Genomic DNA, 24,445 nt, shown 5'->3' with positions numbered 1-24,445 from the left:
TTTTTTACCTATTTAGAATAAGTAAACACAATCATAGATAAATTCTTTTGTAAACACAGGGCTTCAGGATTTTATCCATCAGAATATTCTTATCGGAAACCGTTCCCGAAAAGATATTTTCATCCGTTTTTTGTTGAATTTTTAAAGGTGGAAAAGAGTATGAAGAGACTTCTTAAAACGCAACTTCAGATAAAAATATAATCCATATCATGGTGTTTGTGTCGGCTTACCCAGCGTTCTTATATTAAGGATCCTTTTCAGCAGATCAAACCAGAAACCGGATCCCAGACTTATGGCAAAAGCAGTCAGGAGGAATCCTGCTATTCTTAGAAAAAGTCTCCGATCTTCCTTCTCTGAATTTTCCCAGCCCAGGAGATGATGAGATTCATTAAGCAATTGATAATATTCTTCCTTTACTTTTGTATTTAAAGGATCTTTTGAAATACTGCTGTTTCCCTGGGGATTGTTTTTCACATATTCCGATGCAGACTGTACCAGCTCCTTTCTTAATTTCTCATCATGATTCAGCTGATCAACCATTCGGAGTGTATCTGCATTGACTGCAAAAGCAATGATAAAGCCTAATACCAGTATGATATACTGTACTCTCCTGGAATACCATGTATTGGCACGCTCCATACATTCCTCAAACCAGTGGATAACCTCCTGTTTAAAACCGGCAATATTTCCTTGTGATTTCTGGATCAGAAACTTAAGATGCAGCCGGGTATTCTCTGAAAAAGGAGCCTGTTCTATTTTTTCTTCGATTTCTGCAAGCGAGTCTGAAAATTTATGATCATTGATAAATCCTAAAAGAATGGTATAAAAATCTTCATTTTTGATGTAGCTCGGCAGCTTTTTGAATCTTCCGGCCAGAAGATGATCCAGCCAGGACCAGGTTGATACGTTATCTCCAAGGAAAAGAATGAGAGGCTGATTATAAAGTTCATTGATTTTTTCCGGGTTCTTATCTTTATTAAAAAGCATTTTCTCAATGGTGCTTTTCAGCAATTCTCCCCTCATGCGTAAAAATGTTGAGATGATCTCCATTAAAGTCATGGCAAAAATACTGAGCAGAAGATACACGAAGATAAGTCCGATAGCAATTTCGATTAATTGAAGGTTCATGATCGTCAGTTTTTATTAGTTTAGATCAAATGTAACGAATAAATCATTGATCCCCTAATAACACTTTTGTAGTATTCCATAGCTGCAACAAAAACCTATTTCCGGATTTGTAATCAGCAGAAAATCATTAGATTTGCCGGTATGGGCTCTCTATAAATAATTTTCATATTTATTATTGTGAAAGCTTTCACTATCACCAAAAAACAAGCTATGAAATCTACTACCTATCCATCCAAATATGCTTCTCCCAAAGGACTTTTCACAGTCGGACAAACAAAATTCAAATGGTACGATCTGGCCACTGATCCGGCAGAAATTACGCCACAGGATATTTATAATGCAAAGACCTGCATAGAAAATGCGGCAGAAAACTTTCAGGATATTGAAGATCTGGGATTTGTCATCATGCACCTATGCGGAAAAAATCACCTTCTTCTTGTATGTACCTGGCGAAGTGGAAATGAATTGTGGGAAAGTGTTTACTATGACGGTTCCGGAAATTTTGAAATATGGGACAGAAGTAAAACCCACCTCCCTACTTACTGTGTCTGGGAAATGGGCATTGTATATCATGAATCCCAGGCATGGAAAAAATATTTGGGAACAACAAAGGATGAGGACGATAAAAAAGATTATCTGGCTGATATCTTTGAAGGGGAAGTATGATGTGGCTTTTAATGAGGCTGGAATCTGAAGAAGAAAGCTGGAAGTTATAAACGACGATGATAGATTATTCTGTCTTATTATCAAATTGCAACTTCCAGCTTCTGATTTTAGTTTGCCCCTGCTCTTTTCATCAAATCTCACATACAATCTGTATCTGACAGTATTTCCGGTTTATTAAATCGGTTTGTCCGTTTTTCAATATATTCGCTTTATAAAATCAGAACATGAAAAAAGGGATTCTTGTATTTTCTTTAATGATCACCCAGATTATTTCTGCCCAAAACTATTCACAATACGTCAACCCGATGATAGGCACAGGAGGCCATGGCCATACTTTCCCTGGAGCTATAGTTCCTTTCGGAATGGTACAGCTTTCTCCGGATACCAGAATTGACGGAAGCTGGAACGGATGCAGCGGATATCACTACTCAGATTCGGTGATCTATGGTTTTTCGCATACCCATCTGAACGGAACCGGAGTTTCTGACTACGGAGATATCATGCTGATGCCTGTGATGGGAAATCCGGAACTGAATCCTAAAGACTATTCTTCAAAATTTTCGCATAAAAATGAAAAGGCAGCAGCTGGATTTTACTCCGTAAAGCTGGATAAAAATAATATTGATGTACGCCTCACCAGTACCAAAAGAGTTGGCTATCACGAATATAAATTCAATAATGCAGGAAATGCCCATATTATTCTGGATCTGAATCACAGGGACAAACTGCTGGAAGGAGAAGTAAAAATCATAGATGACAAAACCATTGAAGTATTCCGCAGAAGTGAAGCCTGGGCTGCCAATCAGTATATCTATGCCAGAATTGAGTTTTCAAAACCCTTGAAAATCTCTAAAAAAGACGTCAACGGAAAACAGAAAAACAATCTTTTTACCGGAACAAGACTGGCTCTGGCTTTCTCTGCTGACGTTAAAAAAGGAGAAAAGATCAACGTCAAAGTATCGGTCTCCCCCACCGGATATGAAGGTGCAGAAAAAAATATGCTGGCAGAAGCTAAATCCAATGATTTTGATGCTGTAAAAAAACAGGCCGAAGCGGATTGGGACAAAGAGCTTTCAAAGATTGAAGTAAAATCCGACGACAGAAATAAACTGTCTGTTTTCTATACAGCCCTGTACCATGTTTTTACCCAACCGAACATCAATATGGATGTGGACGGAAGATACAGAGGACGTGACAACAAGCTCTATACAGCCAATGGATTTGATTATTACACCGTATTTTCGCTTTGGGATACCTTCAGAGGAGCACATCCTTTAATGACTTTAATCGACAGAAAGAGAACGGCTGATTTTATCAATACTTTTATCAGACAATATGAGCAGGGCGGAAAGCTTCCGGTTTGGGAACTGGCTTCCAATGAAACAGAATGTATGATCGGTTACCATGCCGTTTCTGTAATTGCCGATGCCATGGCAAAGGGAATTAAAGGATTTGATTATGAAAAAGCATTTCAGGCTTCCAAAAACTCTGCTATGCTGGATATCTTTGGACTGAACGCCTATAAACAGAATAACTATATCAGCATTGATGATGAGCATGAAAGTGTCTCCAAAACCGTAGAATATGCCTATGACGACTGGTGTATCGCCCAGATGGCTAAAATATTAGGCAAAAAAGAAGATTACCGGTACTTCATGAAACGTTCTCAGAACTGGAAAAACCTTTATAATCCCAAAAGTGGCTTTATGCAGCCCAGAAAGAACGGTAACTGGTACGAACCTTTTGACCCGAGAGAAGTCAATAATAACTATACGGAAGGTAATTCATGGCATTATTCCTATTCTGTACAACAGGATATTCCGGGACTGATCGCAGCACATGGCGGAAAAGAAAAGTTTGAACAGTTCATTGATGCTATTTTTGCAGCACCGGATAAAACAACGGGCAGAGAACAGGTAGATATTACCGGATTAATGGGGCAGTATGCTCAGGGAAATGAGCCAAGCCACCATATTGCTTACCTGTACAATTTCGTTGATAAGCCTGAAAAAACAGACGCCAAGATCAAATATATCCTTGATAATTTCTATAAAAACACTCCGGACGGACTGATCGGAAATGAAGATTGCGGCCAGATGAGTGCCTGGTATATTTTAAGTGCCATGGGAATTTATTCGGTAACGCCGGGATTGCCTGAATGGGAAACCACTACCCCTTATTTTGATGAAATTAAAATTCATCTTGAAGACGGAACTACCAGAACAATTACTAAAAGTACGGGCAGAGATACGCTGAAAAAACTGGGATTTGAAACGATAAAGCCTGTTAAAGATTTTAAATATGCACAGCTTACCGCTTCTCCGGTTATTGCTGCAGACCGTATCTTTGATTTCAACGCCAAAGTTGAGATCACTCCGCTCAATCCGGGAGATAAAGTCTATTATATGACAATGGATGAAAGTGACCGTAATAAAAGAAAAACATTTACAGCTTATAAGGGGCCTTTTTCCATCAGCAAAACTACACAGGTTCATGCCTATTCCGAAAGAAACGGTGAGAAAAGTTCGGTAACTACGGCTCAATTCAACAGAAGGCCAAATTACTGGGATATCCATATTCTGTCTAAAGCGACTCCTCAATATACTGCCAACGGAAAACTTGCTCTCATTGACGGGATCAGAGGTGAGGTCAACTGGAGAAAAGGGGAATGGCACGGCTATCAGGGACAGAATTTCGAAGCGATTATTGATTTTAAATCTCCCCAACACATTACAAAACTATCATCAGCTTACCTTCAGGACAGCAAAGCATGGATCCTGATGCCTAAGAAAGTGGAATATTATGCGTCTATGAACGGTAAAGATTTTATCCTTCTGAAAACCATTGATAACGATATTGATCCGAAAGATGAAAAGGTACAGATCAAAGATTTCTCTGCTGAAATTCTTCCGACTGAAGCTCAATATATCAAAGTAAAAGCCTACTATTTCGGGAAACTTCCGGAGTGGCACCAGGGAGCCGGAGGTGAATCTTACATTTTTATTGATGAGGTTTCTGCAAAATAAAAAAGCACAATTATATATGAAAAAACTGTCATTACTATTCTTTATACTTTTAAGTATCATAAAAGTTTCAGCCTGTAAATGTATACATGAAACATTACCCTACAATTATCAGAATGCTGACTTTGCAGGTATTATCAAAATTTTGAAAGTATATGATGAAAACACTGAGCAAAGAACCTATAAAGCAGATATTGAAATTGAAAAAGTATATAAGGGAGCAACATTCAAAACAATGTATGTAAGAGGCCTGATTAGAAATTCCTATTCGGGAGCATGCGAAATTAATGTACAGCCGAATGAAAGATATCTGATCTTTTTAAATAAATACAACAACACATATTCCATTTCATCATGTACTCCGAGATCAGCACTGAAAAATAAACCAACAAAAGATGAAAAATCGTGGCTTAAAAATCTGGGCAAAGCCTTTACGTACTTAGATAATAATAAATTCCGGTTTATAGGCTTACAGTTTACCCGTTGCTATGATGAAACCCGAACCGGGTATAAATCTGACTTATCAAAGATCAGTGGATTCAAACCTAAGCAGCCTTTTGCCATCTATAAAGTAAAAATAGATGACACGTCAAAAATTCAGGAAATTACTCCTGTTACAACTTTTGGAAGTAAGGATGGTATGATCGAAAATATACTGAAAACAAATATGACAGTCTCCACACCAACATCTTTCTGGATTCCTGATCCAAAAGAAGGTCTATTATTTCTCTCTTATCATAAAGAGAATATAAATGATCCATACAGAGATGTCATATCCTGTGATTAATATTAAAATAAACCCTTTCTCAATATCTGGGAAAGGGTTTATTTTTTATCAATTCATTCTTTCAGACCATTTCAGACCTTCAGGAAGTTCCATATCTGAAAATTCAATATGGATGACTCTCCTTCTGTGTCCGTTGGTTGTCCGGTTAGAACCATGAAGGGTCAGAGGTTTCATGATCATAATACCTCCTTTTTCTACGTTACAGATATCTTCTGTTTCTATGGTCCAGTCAATCGTTTCAGGTCTGTAGATTCCTTTGGCGTGGGATTTTGGAACTACTTTTAATGCCCCATTATTTTCATCCGTGTCATCCAGATGGATTCTGATGGTATATATATTTTCCAAAATCTGCAATGGAGGTTGCACGGCAAACTGATTCTGTTTTGTAGTCCAGGGTCCGAAACCAGGTATATTCAGTTTTTTATCAACAGAAACAGTGAGATCCTGATGATAGGCAACATACCAGTTGGAAGTCTCCGGTTTGTCAAAATAAATGCTTTTCACCACAAAATATTTTTCTCCAAAGATCTCTCTGATTACTTTTTGGATCATATCATTAAAAATAAGATCCTTAATTTCCGGAATCTCTTTTAAAAACTGTCTTATTGCAAAAAGATCTTCAGACTTCCTGAAATTTTCTTTTGAGGTATCAATATTCTGAAGAACACTGCTTATTGTATCAATTTCTTCCTGAGAAAAAATATCATTAATAACAGTAAAGCCATATTCTTGAATATGGCTTTTATAGGTTTCTAAGCTTTTTACACTCATCTTTTAAATTTTTTCTATAGGCTCTGTCAGCTGTCCTTCCCATTTGGAAACTGCAGAAGTTGCCAGTGTATTTCCTAATACGTTCGTCATACTTCTTCCCATATCACAGAAGTGGTCAATTGGTAAGATCAGGGCAATCCCCTCCGGTGGAATTCCGAACATAGAACAGGTAGCAACAATGATTACCAGAGAAGCTCTCGGTACTCCTGCAATACCTTTTGAAGTTAACATCAGTACCAGAAGCATTGTGATCTGCTGCCCGATAGTCATTTCAATACCATAAATCTGTGCAATAAAGATAGAAGCAAATGTCATATACATCATACTTCCGTCAAGGTTGAAAGAATATCCTAACGGCAGGATGAAAGATACTACTCTGCTGTTACAGCCGAATTTTTCAAGCTCTTCCACCAATTTCGGGAATACGGCTTCTGAACTGGTTGTGGAAAAAGCAATCAGTAACGGCTCTTTGATTCTTTTTAAAAGGTCAAAAAGACGGTTTCCTAAGATAAAATACCCTACCAGTAAAAGAACCAGCCAAAGCACACCCAGTGCAAAGAAGAAATCTCTTAAATAGATAGCATATACCTTAAATATTTCAAAACCATTGGTAGCCACTACAGCTGCAATCGCTCCCAATACTCCAAATGGAGCAAACCACATGATATAACCTACCATTTTAAGGATACCATGAGCAATAATATCAAAAAGTTTAACAACAGGCTTGGAATATTCTTCTCCCAAATTAGCCAGAGCCACTCCAAACATAATGGCAAATACCACAATCTGCAATACTTCATTGGTAGCAAAGGCCTCAAATAAACTTTTAGGAATCATATGCTTTACGAAATCTTCCATAGAAAAGCTTTTGCTGCTTTTCAAAAGATCTTCCGCAGAAGCTACATCCTGGATAGGCAGCTTGGTCACATGTCCCGGCTCAAGCCAGTTCACAAGAATCAATCCTATGAAAAGGGAAATCAGAGAGGCGGAAATAAACCAAAGCATTGCTTTTGTTCCTACCCTTCCGATCATTTTAATATCACTCATTTTAGCAATTCCCACCACCAGTGTAGTAAAAACCAAAGGCGCAATGATCATCTGTACCAGCCTGATAAAAACGGTTCCGAGTAGTTTGATATTCTTGGAAAAAGGTTCTGCACTTTCCGGATACTTCACATGTACAATTCCTCCTATTCCTACTCCAAGGATAAGCGCAATGATAATTGCTATAAAAAGTTTATTCTGTCCTTTCATATATATAGTTCAATTTGCGCAAATATAATGGTTTTTGAATTGGCAGAAGATTTTCTTCAAAACGGATTAATTTTACATTAAGTTTTTAATCTCTAAAAATTAAAACCTTGGTTTATAAAATATTGTAAAAAATTTAAGAAAGATTTATTGACTTTTTATTCTTTTGGTACAAATTTTATTATTACATTTGATTGTATAACAACATTAAAATAAATATACAATATGAAAAAAACTATCGCAATGGCTGCATTAGCTGTAGCTGTATCTTTCGGAGCAGTTTCTTGTAAAAAGAAAGTTTCTGATGCCGATCTTCAGACTCAGGCTACCACTGTAGTAACTTCTAATCCCAATGCTTCTGTTGAAGTAAAAGAAGGTGTAGCACACTTAAGCGGAACTTTCGCAGACCAGCAGTCTAAGGATGCAATGATTGCCCAGTTAAAAGCAATCAACGGAGTAAAAGACGTAATGGATATGTCTACTATAGCAGCAGCACCTGCGCCTGCACCGGTTGAAACAACTTCTGCTGTAGACCCTGCAGTTCAGAAAAAAGTTCAGGATGCTGTAAAAGATTTCCCATCTGTAAAAGTGGAAGTAGTAAACGGACAGCTTACTCTTACAGGAAATGTTTCTGGCCAGCAGGCGAGAAAGATCAAAGAATCTGTAGATGCTTTGAAAATCGGAAAGTATAACAACAACCTAATTGTAAAATAATTTAAGATGAGCGAATTACAAGATAAATATTCAAGTGTAGTTTCAGCAGCACAGTCTGCAGGAATTTCAAACCTTCAGGTTCAGGAGCAGGACGGGATTCTTTATGTTTCCGGAAGTGCTTCCAATACTGCAGCGAAAGATGCTGTATGGAATGCTTTAGGTGCTATTGATTCTACCTATTCTGCTTCAGATATTAATATTGACGTACAGGTTGCAGGTCTTGCTTCAGGAGCTTCTTTAACTGTAGCAACCGATGAGTCTAACCTGAACATCAGACAGGAGCCTTCTACTGAAGCTGCCGTTGTAGGTAAAGCTGCAAAAGGTTCTTCTGTCACTTTAATTGAACAGACTTCTGATGACTGGTGGAAGGTAAAAACTGCTGACGGCCAGGAAGGTTATGCTTATTCAAGATATTTAAGAGCATAATTTTTATAAATAATAATAAATTTTCACAAATTTATCATAGAAGCATCCCTAAAAAGGGATGTTTTTTTATTTTTACACCTTTGAAAAACTCAATGAAGAAAATCTTACTGCTGTGGGTGCTGATAGGCAATATTTTTATTCTACATGCTCAAAAACTGTATATCAACGGAAAAGTATCCGATTCAGAAAAAAAACCTATAGAAAATATTACAGTATATCTGCTGAAGGCAAAGGATTCATCTATTGTCAATTATACGGCAACCAATAAGGAAGGAAAGTTCTCATTAAAAATAGACGAACAGGAAGCGCCGTCTATCCTGAAAATTGATAACGAAAAATTGTCTTACTCCAGGACTTTTGAAAAAATTGATAAACCTTTATTACTGGGAGATATAGAACCTGAGCCAAAAAAAATAATCAATATTGATGAGGTAAAAATTTCCGTTTCACCGGTAAAAATAAAAAATGATACTGTAGAATTCAACGCATCCTCTCTTAAAGTACGGCCTGACAGCAATATAAAAGAACTTCTGAAACAGATTCCCGGAGTTGACATCAGCAATGATGATAAAATTACAGTAAATGGGAAGACCGTGGACCAGATTACAGTAAATGGGAAAGCTTTTTTTGATAAAGACGGTAAAATCGCCCTTCAGAATCTTCCGGCAGATATTATTAAAAATATTCAGTTTACCACGACCAAAACAAAGGAGGAAGAACTTAGTAAAAAACCTGCAAGATCACAGAATACTACGATCAATTTCAATATTGATGAAAAGAAAAATAAAGGCTTTTTTGGAAAGGCAATGGCTGGATATGGTTCTGATAAGAGATATGAGGGAAATATACAGGCCAACTATTTTAAAGCAGATACCAATCTCAGCCTGATAGCTTCTTCCAATAATATCAATTCAAGAAGTGTTTCTGCCGATGAGGTTTTTGATACTATGGGAAGCAGAGGGGGCGGTTCACAAAGCAGTGGGGGCGGTATTCAAAGATTTTCAAGTGTTGGAATCAATTATAATGATAAATTTTCATCGGATGCAAGTCTGGATAACCTCAGTCTAAGGTATTCAGAATCTAACAGGGAAACCCGTTCCAAAGCTTCTCGAAGTACACTTCTTCCGGGTGACTCCACACTGAAAACCGATTCTGAAAATAGCGGTGAAAATGAATCTAAAGACTATAATTTTAATAATTCAACGGTCATTAAACCGGATTCCAAGACCAATATTTACCTCTCGCCTTCTTTTTCAAGGTCTGAAAGTTCCAGTTCCGGCAGATCTACATCTTCCACCTCAAAGGATGGTAAGCTTCTGAATGAAAGTAATTCTTTGAACAGTATGAATGGAGAAAGCAATGCTTTCAGTCCTAATATCTATTTTTCAAGGAACCTTAAAAAGAAAGGGCGTGCCATCTCTGCTACGATTAACAGTACTGTTTCCGAATCCAAAACCAATACTGTTAACCAGTCACAGAATACGTTTTACCGGGAATCCGGAATCACTACAGATAACCGGGATCAGCTGCAGAAGAACCGGAACCAGGTCAATAATTACACGTTCCGGGCAGGATATACCGAACCGATCTCAGATTCTGCAATGGTAAGTTTTGAGGTCAGCTACAGTTCAAAACTGTCTCGGGATTTCAGAGATATCAGCGATTTTGATGCTGCTACCGGAAATTACTCCAATTATAATATTGCACTCTCAAACAGCATGCAGCAGAATATCAGTCAGATCACCCCTGAAATATCTTTTTCTATTTTTAAAAAGAAATTCAATGCCTGGAGTACTGCCAATCTTGAGATTTCGGATATGAAGGTAAACTCGGTCTTCAAAGGTCAGCAGTATGAGCTTCAGAAAAACTTTGTACTTCCAAGCTATTCAGTGAATTTTCAATATGCTTTTTCTGAACGTAAAAGGCTAACGTTTGCCAATTCTTCAAGCTTTGGTATTCCCGGAGCGGAAAGGTTAATTCCTTATAAAGACGAATCTGATCCCCTGGTCACCTATACCGGAAATCCTGATCTTAAAAACTCATGGATGAACAGCAGCACTATTTCTTTCAACAACTATAATATTGTGTCTAACTTCAATTATTTCCTAAATGTAGGTTTTATCTACAGGAATAATGATGTCATCAATTACACCAGATATGATGATGCCGGAAAGCAGATCGTAACCTATGATAATATAAGCGGAAATAAGAGTCTGAACGTCAATGCTTTTTTTAATAAAACCTTCAAATGGGAGGATAAAAAACTATCCATCAGCCCAAGGTTCGGGATGACCTATAATTTTAATAACAGTTCTGTGAACGGACAGCTGATCAAAAGCAGAACTTACAGTTTAACGCCTGCATTAAATTTAAGTTTCGAAATTAAAGATAAATTTACGATAAAGCCGTCGTACAGACTCGGATATAATTTCTCCAAATATTCCAATTCGGATATCAACAACATCAATACGGCCAATCAGTCTTTAAAGCTGGAGCTTACCAATTATCTGTTCCAGAGCAGTCTGGTTTTCGGAAATGATTTCGAATACAATACCAATTCGAATATTGCCCCGGGGTTCAAAAAGGATTTTTATTTCTGGAATACCAGTCTGGGCTACTCCTTCTACAAAAAGCAGCTTACAGCAAAAGTGAAGATCTATGATGTGCTGAATCAGAATCAAAGTGTAAGAAGAAATATCACCAATACTTATTTTGAAGATCGTGAAGAGCTGATCCTGAAACGGTATATCATGTTTTCATTAAGCCTGAAACTCAATAAATTCAATGGTAAAAAGATGAAAAGGAAATAGTCTTTTATTTTGAGAGCACTTTCTTTATGGTTTTTGCAGTCAATTCTGAAAAACGCAGCTGATTCTGTTTTTAAAATAAGATTTCTCTGATAAAATGCTGCAGCAGCATTTTTATGATTAAATTAGCTGCAAATTTTTTTTATGAAAATCCATATTTCAGTTTTATTGATTCTTTGTTTCATTCTTGGGAAATCCCAAAAAACGGAACAGAAAGATAATTTCGTTAAAGACCATTTCACCAAGAAAGAATTTTATATTCCGATGCGTGACGGAGTGAAGCTTTTCACTGCCGTTTATATCCCGAAAGATATTTCTAATAAGAACAAATATCCTTTCCTGATGCAGAGAACCTGCTACAGCATTGCTCCCTATGGAGAAAATGAATACAAAACAAAGGTTGGTCCCAATACATATCTTATGAAGGACAAATATATCTTCGTCTATCAGGATGTACGCGGAAGATATATGAGTGAAGGCACTTTTACCAATATGACCCCGCAGGTGGAACGCAAAACCAAAAAAGATGTTGACGAAAGCACAGATACCTACGATACGATTGAATGGCTTTTGAAAAATGTAAAAGACAATAATGGAAAAATCGGACAATTCGGAACTTCTTATCCCGGATTTTATACTGCTGTAGGAACACTGGCACAGCATCCGGCCCTGGTTGCCTCTTCTCCACAGGCTCCGATCTCTGATTTCTGGAATGATGACTTCCTTCACAACGGAAGATTTATGCTGGGGTACTTCAGGACTTTCCCTGTTTTTGGAGTTCAGAAAACCAAACCGGAAAATAAAGCATGGTATATGGATTCGTTCATTAAACAAACTTCTGAAGACGGTTTAAAATTCTACAGAGAGATGGGAACCCTGAAAGACGGCTATGAAAAATATTATAAGAACAATTTCTTCATGACAGAAATTATGAATCATACCAACTATGATGAATTCTGGCAAAAAAGAAATTTACTGCCTCATCTTAAAAACATCAACCACGCTGTAATGACTGTTGGCGGATGGTTTGATGCAGAAGATCTTTCCGGACCTCTGAATATTTATAAAACAATTGAAAAGAAAAGCCCTAAAGCAAAAAATACTATTGTAATGGGACCTTTCTCTCATGGCGGATGGTCTCAGGAGCAAGGGAAACATTTCCACAGTGAAACCTATTTCGGTGACAGCATTGCTACCTATTACCAGAAAAATATTGAGACGAAATTTTTCAATCATTATCTGAAAGGAAATACCAAACAAGATGCCGGGCTTCCTGAGGCATTGATGTATGACACAGGAGCCAAAGAATGGAAAGAATTCGCTTCTTATCCACCAAAAAATGCACAGAAAGTTAATTTCTACCTGTCTGATAAAACATTGAAAAATACTTCCGGACAAGGATATTCTGAATACTACAGTGATCCTAACAACCCGGTTCTAAGTTCTGATCATTTAAAGGATTTCAATGGTTTTACCCCTAAGAATTATATGTCGGAAGACCAGAGATTTGCAGAAGGAAGACCTGATGTTTTGACTTTCACCACTGATGTTTTAACGGATGACATTACTTTTGCCGGAGAAATCATGGCTAAACTGAATATTGCCTCTTCTTCTACCGATGCTGATTTTGCTGTAAAGCTGATCGACGTATATCCTGAAGATTTTAAACCTGCAGAAAAGAAAGACGGTGTGATCTACGGAAATTATCATCAGATGGTAAGAAGCGAGATTATGCCTGCAAGATTCAGAAATACAAGAGAGAAAGGAGAAGCCCTGGTTCCCGGTCAGAAAACAGCGGTCAACTTCAGACTGCAGGATGTAGTTCATACTTTCAAGAAAGGACATAAGATCCAGATCCAGATCAGCAGCACATGGTTCCCGCTTTTTGCCGTGAATCCTCAAAAATTTATGGATAATCCGAATTTTGCATCGAAGGAAGATTATACAAAAGCATTGATCAAAGTATATGATGACAGTTCCATTGAAGCTGAAATTCTGAAATAAAGTAAAACGCTGTTCATCTGAACAGCGTTTTTAGTTTTTGATTCTCACGGCCTTTTTAGGTTTTGGCTAAAGCCAGAGGAATTTAATTTATATTTTGAAGTGGGCTAAAGCCCACTCCTATTCATAAAGCTCAGTTTAGTCACTCTAATATATAATTGTTTTTATTCTTCAATGGTCCTGAACGTAAGGTTTACTCTTGGCGTTTTCACTTTTGTTGTAGGGGGTAACCTGTGAAGCCAGTTGTCCTGAGTTGTTCCCTTCATGATCAGCAGGCTTCCGTTTTCAAGGAATATTTCTACTTTTTCTTTTGTTTTCTTATGTTTAAACAGGAACTTTCTTTCGGCTCCAAAAGTCAGAGATGCAATGGCACCGTGTTTTTTCAGATCGGTTTCGCCATCGCTGTGGTAAGCCATTCCCTCGCTGCCGTCATGGTATAAATTAAGAAGGCATGAGTTATAGGTTTCGCCTGAGACTTCTTCACATTTCTTTTTCAGTTCCAACAATTCAGGAGTCCAGAATTTTGCAAGTTTTGTTCTCTTTGAATAGGTATACTCAAAAGGTTTCTCTCCAAACCAGGCTACTTTTCTTTTGGTCAGGATCAGTTTTCCAAAAATCATTGCTTCATCATTTTCCCAAGGAACCTGATTGAGTAAATAATCATAATAAAAACCGGATTTGTCTGTTGAAAAAATTTTTCCATAGTAATGAACGGTTCCGTCGTGTGGAAGAATGTTTAAGGGATAATCTGATGTATCATCGAACAGGCTTAGCATAATAAGTGAAATTTTTGGTGTTAAATTGATTTAAATAGAATCGTATAGTAGTGATTTACAGTGTACTGAAATATATCATAACAAGTACAATCACTACAGCAAGCAACAGCAGCTTCAGTACCCTATATATTTTTTCATCTCTCTTTATTTTAAAAAGCCCGGCATCTAGTTTTTTATTTTCAGATTTTTTTTTTCAGTCTCTTTTTTCTTTTCCTTTATTGCATTTTCATACCCTTCAGCTGAATATTTCAAAATCATCTCCTCAGTCAAAGGAAATTTAATAACCTGATTTTTAAAAGTATATTCTATGTATTCAATCTCTCCTGATGTCTTCCATCTTTTGCGAACCAATGGAAATTTATCTTTATAAATATACTCGTATTGCATCCATCCTTCCTTTGCTTCAGAAGGCAAGACGTTTTCATTTATTTCATGTGTTGGAAAGTAATATATCCACTTATTGATCCTTTTCCCCAGTGCATAATTTCCTACAATTCGCAGATCTCCGTTATTATACCAGTATTTATATTCACCATCTTCCACATCATTGATGTAAAATACTTCAGCCATTTTTTTATCATCAGGATAAATAAAGGTGATAAAACCGTTTTTGAAATGCTTTTTGAGCAGACTATCCGGGTTATTTTCTAAATAATCCCGTTTACGGTATGCACTCCAGGTATTGTAGTAATGGCTGAACTGCCAGGGATACAAAATTTTACAGATACGATCCATATCCATTTCTATTTCTGATTTCTCTTCCGGAAAAAACTCAATAATAGCAAACAGAGGTTCTATTTTCAGGTTTCTGTAAGCAATAAGTTTATGATGCCCGTCCAGAATATAGTCGTGGAAATAATCTTTCTCTCCATATTTTCCTTTCAGAATAACAGCAAAGGGTCTGGCTCCGGATAAGATAAGATCTGTATAATGTTTTACAAGATCCGGGTCAATTTCTTTTTCAGACTTCCAGGCAATAAAAGGGTATTCGTATATATTGAAATGACATGTATCTGCGTAAACGGTATAAGGTTCATAGCTGTAGATGAGGTTTTGTGATAATTTCTCATCATACTTCCTGATCTCTTCCTCTACTTCCTTTTGATCCAGTCTTTCTTCTCCAAATACGGCTGTATTGCTATAAATACTCCATGCTTTATCTTCAGAAAAACTTAGTTTATAATTTCCCTTCTGCATTAAACCCAACAGGGGCTGTAAAGCCTGAAACAGATCTTCTGTTCTATCAGTATAATCTACATTAAAATCAACGCCTTCAAGAGCCTTATTAATACGGTTATAATTGTCTTCCTTTATGGAAAAAAGCACCATATTTTCATCTCCCGGATCATCACAGTCATCCCATAAAAAAAGAGCCGGCTCCTTTCCTATTGTCAGACATTCACTATATCGGTTGAAATCATATTCAAGAGCGATTAATCCCTTGCCATCTGTAATTTTAAAATTCATGGATCTGTTAAAAGGCATTTCCTCAGATACAATACCTTTAATCAAAGATAAGATAAAACATAAATTTCCTAAAGGTTTTTATCAATAAATAAAACAGGATAGAAATAATAGGTATATAAAAATAAGCTCTATGAATAGATCTGTGAACCTTCCCATCCTACAATCAGCTGTTTTCTTTCATTTCCCCAGCGGTAACCTCCAAGGTGTCCTGTAGACTGAATGACACGATGACAGGGAATGAGAAATGCAACCGGATTACTTCCTATAGCTGTACCAACGGCTCTGAACGCTTTCGGATTTCCGATTTTCTCTGCAAGGCTGCCATAAGTAGACAATTTCCCCATGGGAATCGTTAATAAGCTTTCCCAGACCTTTAACTGAAAATCAGTTCCCTTTAAATGAAGTTTGATTGTATTGAGCTTCGTCCAGTCTTTATCGAATATAGACAGTGCATTTTTTTGAAGAGCATCCTGTTTTTCAAAAAAAGAAGCATTAGGGAACTTATGTTTCAGATCCCCTAATGCTGTATTTTTATCGTTTTCAAAAGCCATATAGCAAATTCCTTTTTCTGTAGAAGCTACCAGGATATTTCCAAACGGACTTTCTGAAAAACTATAATTAATGGCAAGGCTTTTTCCACCGTTTTTATATTCTGCCGGAGACATTCCTTCTATTTTTACAAACAGATCATGAAGTCTGCTTGTACTGGAAAGTCCAGTTTCATATGCGGTATCGAATAAACTTGCTTTTTCTTCCTTCAATAAATTTTTAGCATGTTCAAGGCTGATGAACTGTAAAAATTTCTTCGGACTTGTTCCTGCCCAATCCGTAAAGATTTTCTGAAAATGAGCCGGACTCAGGTGAATATTTTCCGCCACTTCCTCCAAAGTTGGCTGAAGCCTGAAATTGCTCTGGATATATTCTATCGCTTTGGCAATTCTGTTATAATCTATTTGATTTTGTGTGGACATTTTGTATTGTTTTTACCTCACAAATTTCCAAAGAATATACGGCAGAAAAAATCCGATTCTTGCGGAATATTAGTTATTGTTGTTATAAATATCGTTATAAGCAAGCATTTTATAATATAACTTAGCTGCAAGGAAAGCGGTAGGCTTAGCCATTGGAGAATCCATTAATTCTACAATATCGAATGCCACTACGTTACATTTTTCGAATACTTTTCTTAATAATTCCAATGTAGGATACCACTGTAATCCGCCTGGTTCTGGAGTTCCTGTAGAAGGGGCAATAGAAGGATCAAAAGCATCAAGGTCTATCGTAATATATACGTTTCCTGAAACTTTATCCAGAACATCATTCACCCAGTTCTCATTGTGAGCAATTTCGTGAGCAAAAAATACTCTTCCCTCCGGCAGATATTGAGCTTCTTCAGCATCCATAGAACGGATTCCCACCTGAACCAGGTTGTGTTTCTGATTGGCTTCAAACACTGCACAGGCATGGTTAGAAGTAGACCCGTGGAATTCAGGGCGTAAATCTGTGTGGGCATCTAACTGAAGAACGGTAAGATTTTCAAATTTCTCCCCTACAGCACGGATAGAACCGATAGAAACAGAGTGCTCCCCTCCAAACAAAGTAAATACTTTACCTTCATTCTTCAAAAGCTCTTTTGTTTTCTGGTAAACAGCTTCCGTCATTGCTTCAGGAGTAGAATTTTCAGAAACCTCTCCTGCTAAATATACTCCCTGAAGATAAGGCTCAGTTTGTGTTTCAATATCGTAAAGCTCCATGTTTTCAGAAGCATCTAGGAATAATTCAGGGCCTTTATCAGCTCCTTTACCCCATGTTGAAGTTCCGTCATAAGGAACCGTTACCAACATTACTTTCGAATTCTCTAACGTTGCATTTTCCTCGGGAATTCCTGCGTATGTTTTCATACTTTATTTTTAAATTAAATGATTGAAATATTCAGGACAAAGATACTAAGAATTTCCTCCCTTTAAAAAGGTCTATTATTCTTTTGTAATTGTTTTATTATATACCGTATTGTCTTTAAATTGTATCTGTAGAATATAATTACCCTTGGAAAGATCGTTCAAATCAACTTTATCATTTTTGAATGTGAGCTCTTTTAGTTTTCTTCCTGCAAAATCAGCAATATTAATGTTATTAATCTTCTTTTTTGAATTAATCATTATAAAATCTTTCGTTGGATTAGGATAAATGATTACCCCATCATTATCTTTCTGCACTTCTGAAGTACCCAGTACTCCACCAGGAGTAGTAAAAAGGATCGTGTAGCAGGCATTATTAAATTGTTCAGATTGATAATTATAACCGACTACACGATAAAAATAAGTCGTACCAGGTTCTAGAGGAGTGGTTAGCTGATAACTAGACACATAGCCAACATCAAAATTATCTAAAACATTATTTGTACTATTTGGACCAGTATATTTTCCTAAACTCAATCTAAATCCCCCTGTAGGGTGAACAATATCTTTAGTCCCCCAGCTCAATTTGGGAGTTAGTGATGAAATCACGTAACCATTTGGTGAATGAAAAGCAAGTGGCGCACATGGCATCTGAGTCTTAAAACCTTGTGTAGTACAATTAATAGATTCACCAGACGCATTGTATGCTTTAACAGTGAAATTATAAGCAGTATTAAAAAAAAACGGTACAGCTGGTTTGAATGAAGTAACATTCCCTACATCAACATTGTTTAAAATATCATTAGTTTGTGGTGTTGTACCAGCAGTTATTCTATAACCCGCAGCATCCGGAACAGAGCTCCAGGCAAATTGACTGATAGCTGAAGCGGATTGAGTGTTAGGAGTTAAATAATATGGGCATAGTAATTTATGAGTTGTAAAATCAGAAGTTATACTACACGAAGCATTTCCAAAGGAGTTGTATGGAGTGATTGTTACAAAATACTGAGTAGAATGATGTAAGCTGGATATAAAATAATGGGTAGAATTTCCGATATCTAAATTATTTATAATATCAGTTCCTCCCGGAGTGGTTCCTAAACTAATATAATATCCCGTTGCACCTTTTGCAGGATACCATTGAATATCTGTTTTTAATGGTTCTGTGGGATTAGTAAAATATACTTGCGTATTTTCGCATGATGGAATTTCCGTTGGTGTCTGTTCAAGTTTAACATCATCAATACCAACTGTCTGATATGAATATGCTGGATTAGTTGCTACAACAGTATTTTTTACCATTACTCTAAATTTAAATTCTGATCCTGTAGGAATAGTACCTGCCGGTATTGTTCCTGAAATTAAAGTACAAGGAATAGCTGTTCCAGCAATCGGTACTAAGAATGTTATAGGACTTCCTAAATTAATCCATGAAGTTCCTCCATCTAAAGAGTAACTTGTTGTAATAATCCCGCCTGAACTATAATTAGCCATCGATTCAACAAAATATTTAAATGAATATTTTAACTCAGTACCATTTGAATGGTTTGTTGTGTATATTAAACTAACAGACTGATTTCCAAAAGTATCAATGAAACTTTTATAGGCCTTTGTCCCATTACAGGATGTAGAACCAAGTCTTAGGGAGCTCCATCCATATACTGATGTACCATATCCCGGTAAATTATACCTTTCAAAATCTTCGTATACTGTAATCTGAGCATTTGTAAATGTATAAAGCATTAACATAATAGACAAAAAAAATTTTTTCATAATTTATTAGTTTTATTTTTTGTAAATAGCAAAGTTAATTTTTTTATAAAAGAAAAAAACACATGATTACAAATAATCAAATACCCTTGTTAGTCTTCTTCTAATTGAAATCCTTATTTTTTTAAATCTTTTACCGTTTAAATTTTAAAGGTTATTTTTGTAAAAACTTTAAATATGTCTTTAAAAGCTGTTCTTTTCGATATGGATGGGGTGATTGTAGACACAGAACCATTGCATAGAAAAGCTTATTTCAAAACGTTCGATGAATTGGAAATTGCAGTTTCCGAAGATCTGTATACCTCTTTTACAGGAGCTTCTACCAAAAGGGTTTGTGAAACACTGATCAGTCAGTTTGATCTGAACCAAACCCATGAGGCCATCGCCAGCATCAAAAGATCTCATTTCAAAGATTATTTTTATAATGATGATGAATTTGATCTGATTCCCGGGGTAAGAAAGCTGATTGAGCATTATCATGAAAACGGCATTAAGCTTATACTGGCTTCTTCAGCTACGATGACTACGATCAATATGGTTTTTGAGAAATTCGGGCTTGAGAAATATTTCAGTGGAAAGATCAGCGGAGCAGATTTAAAGGAATCAAAACCTCATCCTGAAGTTTTCTTATTGGCAGCAGATATGGCTGGTGAATCTTTAGAAGACTGCATGGTGATTGAAGATTCCACCAATGGAATTCTGGCAGCTCACAGGGCAAAAATCTTTTGTGCCGCTTACCGAAGCCCACATTCGAAAAATCAGGATTACACTTTGGCGGACACTGTGATTTCTGATTATGAAGACCTAGAACTGGATAAAATTTCAAAATATTTTTAAATATAAAAAGCTCTCAGAAAAACCTGAGAGCTTTTGTTTTGAGTATTTTGTCATCTGAACGAAGTGAAGATTCTTAACTTGGCTTAACTCTTAATCAAAAACTTAATGGTTAAATTTTAAAACATTAAGATTCATTCAGTGATTAAGATTATTAAGATGAGATTGCTTCGTCACCTTCGTTCCTCGCAATGACAGATTAAAGTCTTATTTATAACCAAGAAGTTTCAATATATCTTCCGGTTCCTGTTTCTCACGGAAAATCTCATACTGCAATTCTCCATTTTCATCCTTCTGAATCAGGACGTGTCTTGGCTGAGGCATCAGACAGTGATGAACTCCCCCGTAACCTCCGATCGTTTCCTGGTAAGCCCCTGTATGGAAGAATCCGATATACAAAGGTTTCGTATCACTGAAAACCGGTAAATAGATGGCGTTGGTATGCTGTTCAGAGTTATAATAGTCATCTGAATCACAAGTTAATCCGCCCAGGAATACCCTTTCATAAGTATCTTCCCAACGGTTAAGCGGAAGCATGATAAAGTGTCTTGAAATCGCCCATGTATCAGGAAGGGTTGTCATGAAAGAAGAGTCGATCATGTTCCATTTTTCTCTGTCATTCTGACGTTTCTGGGAAATGATTTTGTAAAGGTTGGCTCCACTTTCTCCAACGGTAAAGCTTCCGAATTCAGTATAGATATTAGGTTCTTCTACTCCTTCTTCTTCGCAGAACTTCTTGATCTGGGAAACGATTTCTTCCACCATATACTGATAGTCATAATCAAAGTTCAGAGACGTTTTGATTGGGAAACCACCACCGATATTCAGTGAATCTACTTCCGGAGCAATTTTCTTCAGACGGGCGTATACACGAAGACATTTGTACAATTCGTTCCAGTAGTATGAGGTATCCTTGATTCCCGTATTGATGAAGAAGTGAAGCATTTTCAGTCTTGCATTCGGATGTTCAGCAATTTTCTGGCTGTAATAAGGAATAATATCTTTATATCCGATTCCAAGTCTTGAGGTGTAGAATTCGAATTTCGGTTCTTCCTCTGAAGCGATTCTGATTCCGATATTGAATGTTGAATCAATACTTTCTGTAAGTTTATCCAACTCACGGTAGTTATCCAGAATCGGCGTAATATTTTCAAAACCATTGTTGATCATGTCTGAAATCTTTGCCAGATAATCATCCGTTTTGAATCCGTTACAGATCACTTCAATGTTTTTGTCTACTTTCTCTTTTTCATAAAGAGATTTTACAATGTCCATATCATAAGCCGAAGACGTTTCTATTGAAATATCATTCTTTAAAGCTTCTTCCAACACGAAATTGAAATGACTGGATTTTGTGCAATAGCAGTAGGTATAATTCTTTTTATATTCGGTTTTCTCAAAAGCTTCTTTAAACCAGCTTTTCGCTTTCTGAATATTTTGAGAAATTCTCGGCAGGTAGCTAATCTTTAGCGGGGTGCCAAATTGTTCAACAACATCCATTAAAGGAACATCGTGAAACAACAAATTGTTCTCAGAAACATTAAACTCCTCTGTAGGAAAATATAATGTCTGATCAATAAGTTCCGAGTACTTTATTTTCATTTCTAAACAAGTGAATTAAGAAATGCAAAATTGCTAAAAAAGTTTGATTTTTAGGTGTTAAAATTATTATAATTTTAAATAAAGACCCAATATTATATCCTGGAAAAATTTATCTCTGATAATCAATAGGTAAACTTCTGAATATACGCACTTCTTTTGGTGTCTGAAATTCCCAATACCTGCTGAATATAGACTTCTGTAGACCCATACTTTTTATTGATCTCCTCAAAAGCGGCATCAAGGTATCTTTTTTCTACCCAGCTCAGTTTTTCCAGTACCTGTAAATCCATTTTAGGATAGAGAAAATGTAAGGTATTGGCAAGACGAAGTCTCTTCTGAACGAGGTCTTTTCTGTAATTATTGGATAAAAGATATTCGTTGTAAATAGTCTCTTTATCAAATTTCAGAATGGTAAGAATTAATGCGGTGGTAATTCCGGTTCTGTCTTTTCCTGCCGTACAATGGTAAAGAATCGGGTCTTTGGATTCCAGAATTTCTGTAATAATCTTTTTTATCGTTTCCGGGTTTTCTGTCACATACTCACGGTAGAAATCAATCATTCTTTTATCTGCATCGGAAGCGTTTACTTTACCTTTAAGAACAAGTTTCCTGGCCTGAGCCAATTGATCTCCTTCATCTTCAAATGCTGAATATTTTTTGTAAACTGTTTCTAGAGGTATCTGATCTGGTTTTTCAGCAATTTCTTTTGAGTTTCTGAGATCGATGATTTCCTTTATTCCCAGCTTTTCAAGATCACTGAAAGATTTCTTTTTCAGCTGGTGAAGATGGGCACTTCTGTATAGCTTACCTGCTTTTAAAGTTCTACCTTCTGTATTTTTAATATTTCCTACTGTCCGGAAATTAGCTACTTTTTTGATACCGATTACTTTTTCAGTTTCATTTCTTCCATATTCCGGGTTTTCAAAATGCTGTGTTTTGCATGAGAAAATACAGAATAGTGAAAGGGTGACGGCGGGTATTTTGATTAGTTTATTCAATAAGTTTTATTTTTTGTAGTCATAGAATCCATAAACAAAGCGATTTTTAATCAGCATAAGTGATTTGGAGCTTTATTATAATGGGATGAAATTGTTTAACCACCCCGTCAAAAATTCTTTGAATTTTCGCCACCCCTCCAGAGGAGGGGAATATTGGCAGTGTTAATTGTTTTGGCTAAAGCCTGTTTCTATTGAATGACTTGCCTGGTTTTATTTAAAATTCTGTTACAAATAATTTTTCCCGATAAAAATCAGCAGATCTCCCTTTTCATAGTCAATGAAAACCTCATCTTCAACGGCAAAGTTGCGGGTTCCGATTCTTGAGGTAATGCTTAAACTTCCGTTCGCCAAAGGCCAGTTCAATCCTTTGGTTGTAATATTTTCTACGGATGGAAATGGATACAGTGACACCATCTTGTCTCTGACGTCTTTCAGTTTAACATTTTTCGGAACAAAATAATATTCGGAAAATTCGTCATAAAATTTCAGATCCATTTTATCTTTAAAAGCATAAGCTACCGTAAGGTTTCCTAAAAAATGATCCTGCTCTCCTCCACTTCCTCCAAAAACATCTACTTCCTTATATCCTTTTCCGGCAATAATATCTAACGCTTTGTAAAAATCCGTCTGGTCCTGATCCGGTGTATGGATAAATTTTTCATGATAAATATTTTCATCAGCGCCGGAATGTGAGTCAAAATCACCGGAAATAAAATCCAGTTGATCTAATGGAAAATTCATTCTTTTCAGATAATGGAAAGCGCCATCGGTACAGGCAATTAATCCGTATTTCTTCAGATCCGGAAATGATTTTGGAGCGTCTCCGTTGATGAAAAGTAATACTTTATCTTTCATTCGGGTTCCAGTAATCTTCCTGTTCGTTGTTTAGTTTTGAAACATATCTTGCCAGCACGAAAAGATAGTCTGATAATCTGTTTAAATATTTGATCAGTTCTGGACGTACTTCTTCAGACTCATTCAAAAATACCAGCGAACGCTCTGCTCTTCTGCAAATCGTTCTGGCAGCGTGTAAAAACGTAGCAGATTTTCCACCTCCGGGAAGAATAAAATACTGAAGCGGTTCCAGTTTTTCATCAAAAGCATCCATCCATTGTTCCAGTTCTTCAATTTCTGTTTCTGAAATAATGATGGGAAGACGTGATTTTCCGTTGGCCAGCATCAGCTTATCTACTGGCGTTGCTGCTTCTGAACCTACAGTGAATAGATCGAACTGGATTTTCTTCAGCTGTCTCAGCACTTCTTCATCTTCGATATGACTTTTCGCAATTCCGATGAATGAATTCAACTCGTCTATATTTCCATAACTGTCTACTCTTGCACTGGCTTTGGAAACCCTTGTTCCGCCGTATAATGCAGTCTGACCTTTATCTCCTGTCTTTGTATAAATTTTCATAGTACTAAAATACCTTTTTTTGTACAATGTAAAAAGTAAAATGTACTAATAACTTCCTGTTCTATCTGAAAAAAATTACCTGACATTAATAAACGTCAGGTAATTTTCACAT

General features: G+C 36.5%; 20 protein-coding genes. 8 read left to right on the top strand and 12 right to left on the bottom strand.

The genetic code is table 11. The annotated features are described in order from the left end of the window. Positions 1-207: 207 nt before the first annotated feature. On the bottom strand, positions 208-1,128 hold the full coding sequence (locus tag ACTJJF_RS10680) for a hypothetical protein (RefSeq protein WP_440699643.1): 921 nt from the start codon (positions 1,126-1,128) through the stop codon (positions 208-210). A 210-nt stretch (positions 1,129-1,338) separates the two neighbouring features. Between ACTJJF_RS10680 and ACTJJF_RS10675 the strand changes: the two genes are divergently transcribed. The 3 genes from ACTJJF_RS10675 to ACTJJF_RS10665 all read left to right on the top strand — a co-directional run bounded on the left by ACTJJF_RS10675 (position 1,339) and on the right by ACTJJF_RS10665 (position 5,604). Further along, positions 1,339-1,794: a hypothetical protein gene (locus ACTJJF_RS10675; protein ID WP_440699642.1), complete on the top strand. Its 456-nt coding sequence runs from the start codon at positions 1,339-1,341 to the stop codon at positions 1,792-1,794. Between the two features lie 224 nt (positions 1,795-2,018). Beyond that, the gene (locus ACTJJF_RS10670; RefSeq protein ID WP_440699641.1) at positions 2,019-4,820 is read left to right on the top strand and encodes a GH92 family glycosyl hydrolase; all 2,802 of its coding nucleotides are present in this window, start codon (positions 2,019-2,021) and stop codon (positions 4,818-4,820) included. Between the two features lie 16 nt (positions 4,821-4,836). Next, complete coding sequence (locus ACTJJF_RS10665; protein WP_440699640.1) at positions 4,837-5,604, top strand: hypothetical protein; 768 nt, start codon at positions 4,837-4,839, stop codon at positions 5,602-5,604. Between the two features lie 48 nt (positions 5,605-5,652). On the opposite strand, the gene ACTJJF_RS10660 is transcribed toward ACTJJF_RS10665, so the two are convergent. Beyond that, on the bottom strand, positions 5,653-6,375 hold the full coding sequence (locus ACTJJF_RS10660; protein WP_440699639.1) for a phytanoyl-CoA dioxygenase family protein: 723 nt from the start codon (positions 6,373-6,375) through the stop codon (positions 5,653-5,655). Between the two features lie 3 nt (positions 6,376-6,378). Continuing rightward, positions 6,379-7,629 carry a dicarboxylate/amino acid:cation symporter gene (locus ACTJJF_RS10655; protein ID WP_312302324.1) on the bottom strand — a complete coding sequence of 417 codons (1,251 nt, stop codon included), beginning with the start codon at positions 7,627-7,629 and terminating at the stop codon, positions 6,379-6,381. Between the two features lie 222 nt (positions 7,630-7,851). On the opposite strand from ACTJJF_RS10655, the gene ACTJJF_RS10650 reads away from it, so the two are divergent. From ACTJJF_RS10650 to ACTJJF_RS10635, 4 genes are all read left to right on the top strand, one after another. Then, positions 7,852-8,340, top strand: a complete 489-nt coding sequence (locus tag ACTJJF_RS10650) for a BON domain-containing protein (protein ID WP_065398921.1) — start codon at positions 7,852-7,854, stop codon at positions 8,338-8,340. A 6-nt stretch (positions 8,341-8,346) separates the two neighbouring features. Beyond that, positions 8,347-8,766 (top strand): SH3 domain-containing protein, encoded by a 420-nt coding sequence (locus ACTJJF_RS10645; RefSeq protein WP_312302329.1) that lies wholly within the window; start codon positions 8,347-8,349, stop codon positions 8,764-8,766. 92 nt (positions 8,767-8,858) lie between these two features. Beyond that, a complete protein-coding gene (locus ACTJJF_RS10640) occupies positions 8,859-11,576 on the top strand; it encodes a TonB-dependent receptor (protein ID WP_440699638.1) in 2,718 nt (905 codons plus the stop codon). Positions 11,577-11,717: 141 nt separating this feature from the next. Next, the gene (locus ACTJJF_RS10635; RefSeq protein WP_440699637.1) at positions 11,718-13,577 is read left to right on the top strand and encodes a CocE/NonD family hydrolase; all 1,860 of its coding nucleotides are present in this window, start codon (positions 11,718-11,720) and stop codon (positions 13,575-13,577) included. A gap of 161 nt (positions 13,578-13,738) precedes the next feature. Here the strand turns inward: ACTJJF_RS10635 and ACTJJF_RS10630 are convergent, their stop codons facing one another. From ACTJJF_RS10630 to ACTJJF_RS10610, 5 genes are all read right to left on the bottom strand, one after another. Beyond that, positions 13,739-14,350 carry an alpha-ketoglutarate-dependent dioxygenase AlkB family protein gene (locus ACTJJF_RS10630; protein WP_312302337.1) on the bottom strand — a complete coding sequence of 204 codons (612 nt, stop codon included), beginning with the start codon at positions 14,348-14,350 and terminating at the stop codon, positions 13,739-13,741. 165 nt (positions 14,351-14,515) lie between these two features. Further along, positions 14,516-15,817, bottom strand: a complete 1,302-nt coding sequence (locus ACTJJF_RS10625; protein ID WP_440699636.1) for a toxin-antitoxin system YwqK family antitoxin — start codon at positions 15,815-15,817, stop codon at positions 14,516-14,518. Between the two features lie 128 nt (positions 15,818-15,945). Next, positions 15,946-16,788, bottom strand: coding sequence for a bifunctional helix-turn-helix domain-containing protein/methylated-DNA--[protein]-cysteine S-methyltransferase (locus tag ACTJJF_RS10620; protein ID WP_440699635.1), 843 nt, complete (start codon positions 16,786-16,788; stop codon positions 15,946-15,948). Positions 16,789-16,857: 69 nt separating this feature from the next. Then, positions 16,858-17,718, bottom strand: coding sequence for an agmatinase (speB, locus tag ACTJJF_RS10615; protein WP_312302345.1), 861 nt, complete (start codon positions 17,716-17,718; stop codon positions 16,858-16,860). Between the two features lie 75 nt (positions 17,719-17,793). Beyond that, positions 17,794-19,488, bottom strand: a complete 1,695-nt coding sequence (locus ACTJJF_RS10610) for a T9SS type A sorting domain-containing protein (protein ID WP_440699634.1) — start codon at positions 19,486-19,488, stop codon at positions 17,794-17,796. A gap of 174 nt (positions 19,489-19,662) precedes the next feature. On the opposite strand from ACTJJF_RS10610, the gene ACTJJF_RS10605 reads away from it, so the two are divergent. Beyond that, positions 19,663-20,322: an HAD family hydrolase gene (locus ACTJJF_RS10605; RefSeq protein ID WP_440699633.1), complete on the top strand. Its 660-nt coding sequence runs from the start codon at positions 19,663-19,665 to the stop codon at positions 20,320-20,322. Positions 20,323-20,526: 204 nt separating this feature from the next. On the opposite strand, the gene ACTJJF_RS10600 is transcribed toward ACTJJF_RS10605, so the two are convergent. The 4 genes from ACTJJF_RS10600 to ACTJJF_RS10585 form a co-directional block, all read right to left on the bottom strand. Continuing rightward, a complete protein-coding gene (locus tag ACTJJF_RS10600; protein WP_312302350.1) occupies positions 20,527-21,921 on the bottom strand; it encodes an arginine decarboxylase in 1,395 nt (464 codons plus the stop codon). A gap of 122 nt (positions 21,922-22,043) precedes the next feature. Further along, on the bottom strand, positions 22,044-22,919 hold the full coding sequence (locus tag ACTJJF_RS10595; RefSeq protein ID WP_440699632.1) for a tyrosine-protein phosphatase: 876 nt from the start codon (positions 22,917-22,919) through the stop codon (positions 22,044-22,046). A 225-nt stretch (positions 22,920-23,144) separates the two neighbouring features. Beyond that, entirely contained in the window at positions 23,145-23,774 is a 630-nt protein-coding gene (locus ACTJJF_RS10590) for a thiamine diphosphokinase (RefSeq protein WP_312302354.1), read from the bottom strand. Then, the gene (locus ACTJJF_RS10585) at positions 23,764-24,333 is read right to left on the bottom strand and encodes a cob(I)yrinic acid a,c-diamide adenosyltransferase (RefSeq protein ID WP_312302357.1); all 570 of its coding nucleotides are present in this window, start codon (positions 24,331-24,333) and stop codon (positions 23,764-23,766) included. The genes ACTJJF_RS10590 and ACTJJF_RS10585 overlap by 11 nt, the downstream gene beginning before the upstream one ends. Positions 24,334-24,445 lie beyond the last annotated feature (112 nt).

The sequence above is a fragment of the Chryseobacterium sp. 22458 genome (assembly GCF_052044975.1).
In the GTDB taxonomy this organism is placed as follows: Bacteria; Bacteroidota; Bacteroidia; order Flavobacteriales; family Weeksellaceae; genus Chryseobacterium.
The sequence above is the reverse complement of the archived record's forward strand: the minus strand, read 5'-3'. Positions and strand labels throughout refer to the sequence as shown.

What these genes read in the sequence shown, in the direction of transcription:
- ACTJJF_RS10650 (WP_065398921.1), top strand. Translation starts at nt 7,852, where the DNA reads ATGAAAAAAACTATCGCAATGGCTGCATTAGCTGTAGCTGTATCTTTC.
- ACTJJF_RS10605 (WP_440699633.1), top strand. Translation starts at nt 19,663, where the DNA reads ATGTCTTTAAAAGCTGTTCTTTTCGATATGGATGGGGTGATTGTAGAC.
- ACTJJF_RS10590 (WP_312302354.1), bottom strand. Translation starts at nt 23,774, where the DNA reads ATGAAAGATAAAGTATTACTTTTCATCAACGGAGACGCTCCAAAATCA.
- ACTJJF_RS10645 (WP_312302329.1), top strand. Translation starts at nt 8,347, where the DNA reads ATGAGCGAATTACAAGATAAATATTCAAGTGTAGTTTCAGCAGCACAG.
- ACTJJF_RS10635 (WP_440699637.1), top strand. Translation starts at nt 11,718, where the DNA reads ATGAAAATCCATATTTCAGTTTTATTGATTCTTTGTTTCATTCTTGGG.
- ACTJJF_RS10665 (WP_440699640.1), top strand. Translation starts at nt 4,837, where the DNA reads ATGAAAAAACTGTCATTACTATTCTTTATACTTTTAAGTATCATAAAA.
- ACTJJF_RS10660 (WP_440699639.1), bottom strand. Translation starts at nt 6,375, where the DNA reads ATGAGTGTAAAAAGCTTAGAAACCTATAAAAGCCATATTCAAGAATAT.
- ACTJJF_RS10655 (WP_312302324.1), bottom strand. Translation starts at nt 7,629, where the DNA reads ATGAAAGGACAGAATAAACTTTTTATAGCAATTATCATTGCGCTTATC.
- ACTJJF_RS10600 (WP_312302350.1), bottom strand. Translation starts at nt 21,921, where the DNA reads ATGAAAATAAAGTACTCGGAACTTATTGATCAGACATTATATTTTCCT.
- ACTJJF_RS10630 (WP_312302337.1), bottom strand. Translation starts at nt 14,350, where the DNA reads ATGCTAAGCCTGTTCGATGATACATCAGATTATCCCTTAAACATTCTT.
- speB (WP_312302345.1), bottom strand. Translation starts at nt 17,718, where the DNA reads ATGAAAACATACGCAGGAATTCCCGAGGAAAATGCAACGTTAGAGAAT.
- ACTJJF_RS10680 (WP_440699643.1), bottom strand. Translation starts at nt 1,128, where the DNA reads ATGAACCTTCAATTAATCGAAATTGCTATCGGACTTATCTTCGTGTAT.
- ACTJJF_RS10670 (WP_440699641.1), top strand. Translation starts at nt 2,019, where the DNA reads ATGAAAAAAGGGATTCTTGTATTTTCTTTAATGATCACCCAGATTATT.
- ACTJJF_RS10675 (WP_440699642.1), top strand. Translation starts at nt 1,339, where the DNA reads ATGAAATCTACTACCTATCCATCCAAATATGCTTCTCCCAAAGGACTT.
- ACTJJF_RS10620 (WP_440699635.1), bottom strand. Translation starts at nt 16,788, where the DNA reads ATGTCCACACAAAATCAAATAGATTATAACAGAATTGCCAAAGCGATA.
- ACTJJF_RS10585 (WP_312302357.1), bottom strand. Translation starts at nt 24,333, where the DNA reads ATGAAAATTTATACAAAGACAGGAGATAAAGGTCAGACTGCATTATAC.
- ACTJJF_RS10640 (WP_440699638.1), top strand. Translation starts at nt 8,859, where the DNA reads ATGAAGAAAATCTTACTGCTGTGGGTGCTGATAGGCAATATTTTTATT.
- ACTJJF_RS10610 (WP_440699634.1), bottom strand. Translation starts at nt 19,488, where the DNA reads ATGAAAAAATTTTTTTTGTCTATTATGTTAATGCTTTATACATTTACA.
- ACTJJF_RS10625 (WP_440699636.1), bottom strand. Translation starts at nt 15,817, where the DNA reads ATGAATTTTAAAATTACAGATGGCAAGGGATTAATCGCTCTTGAATAT.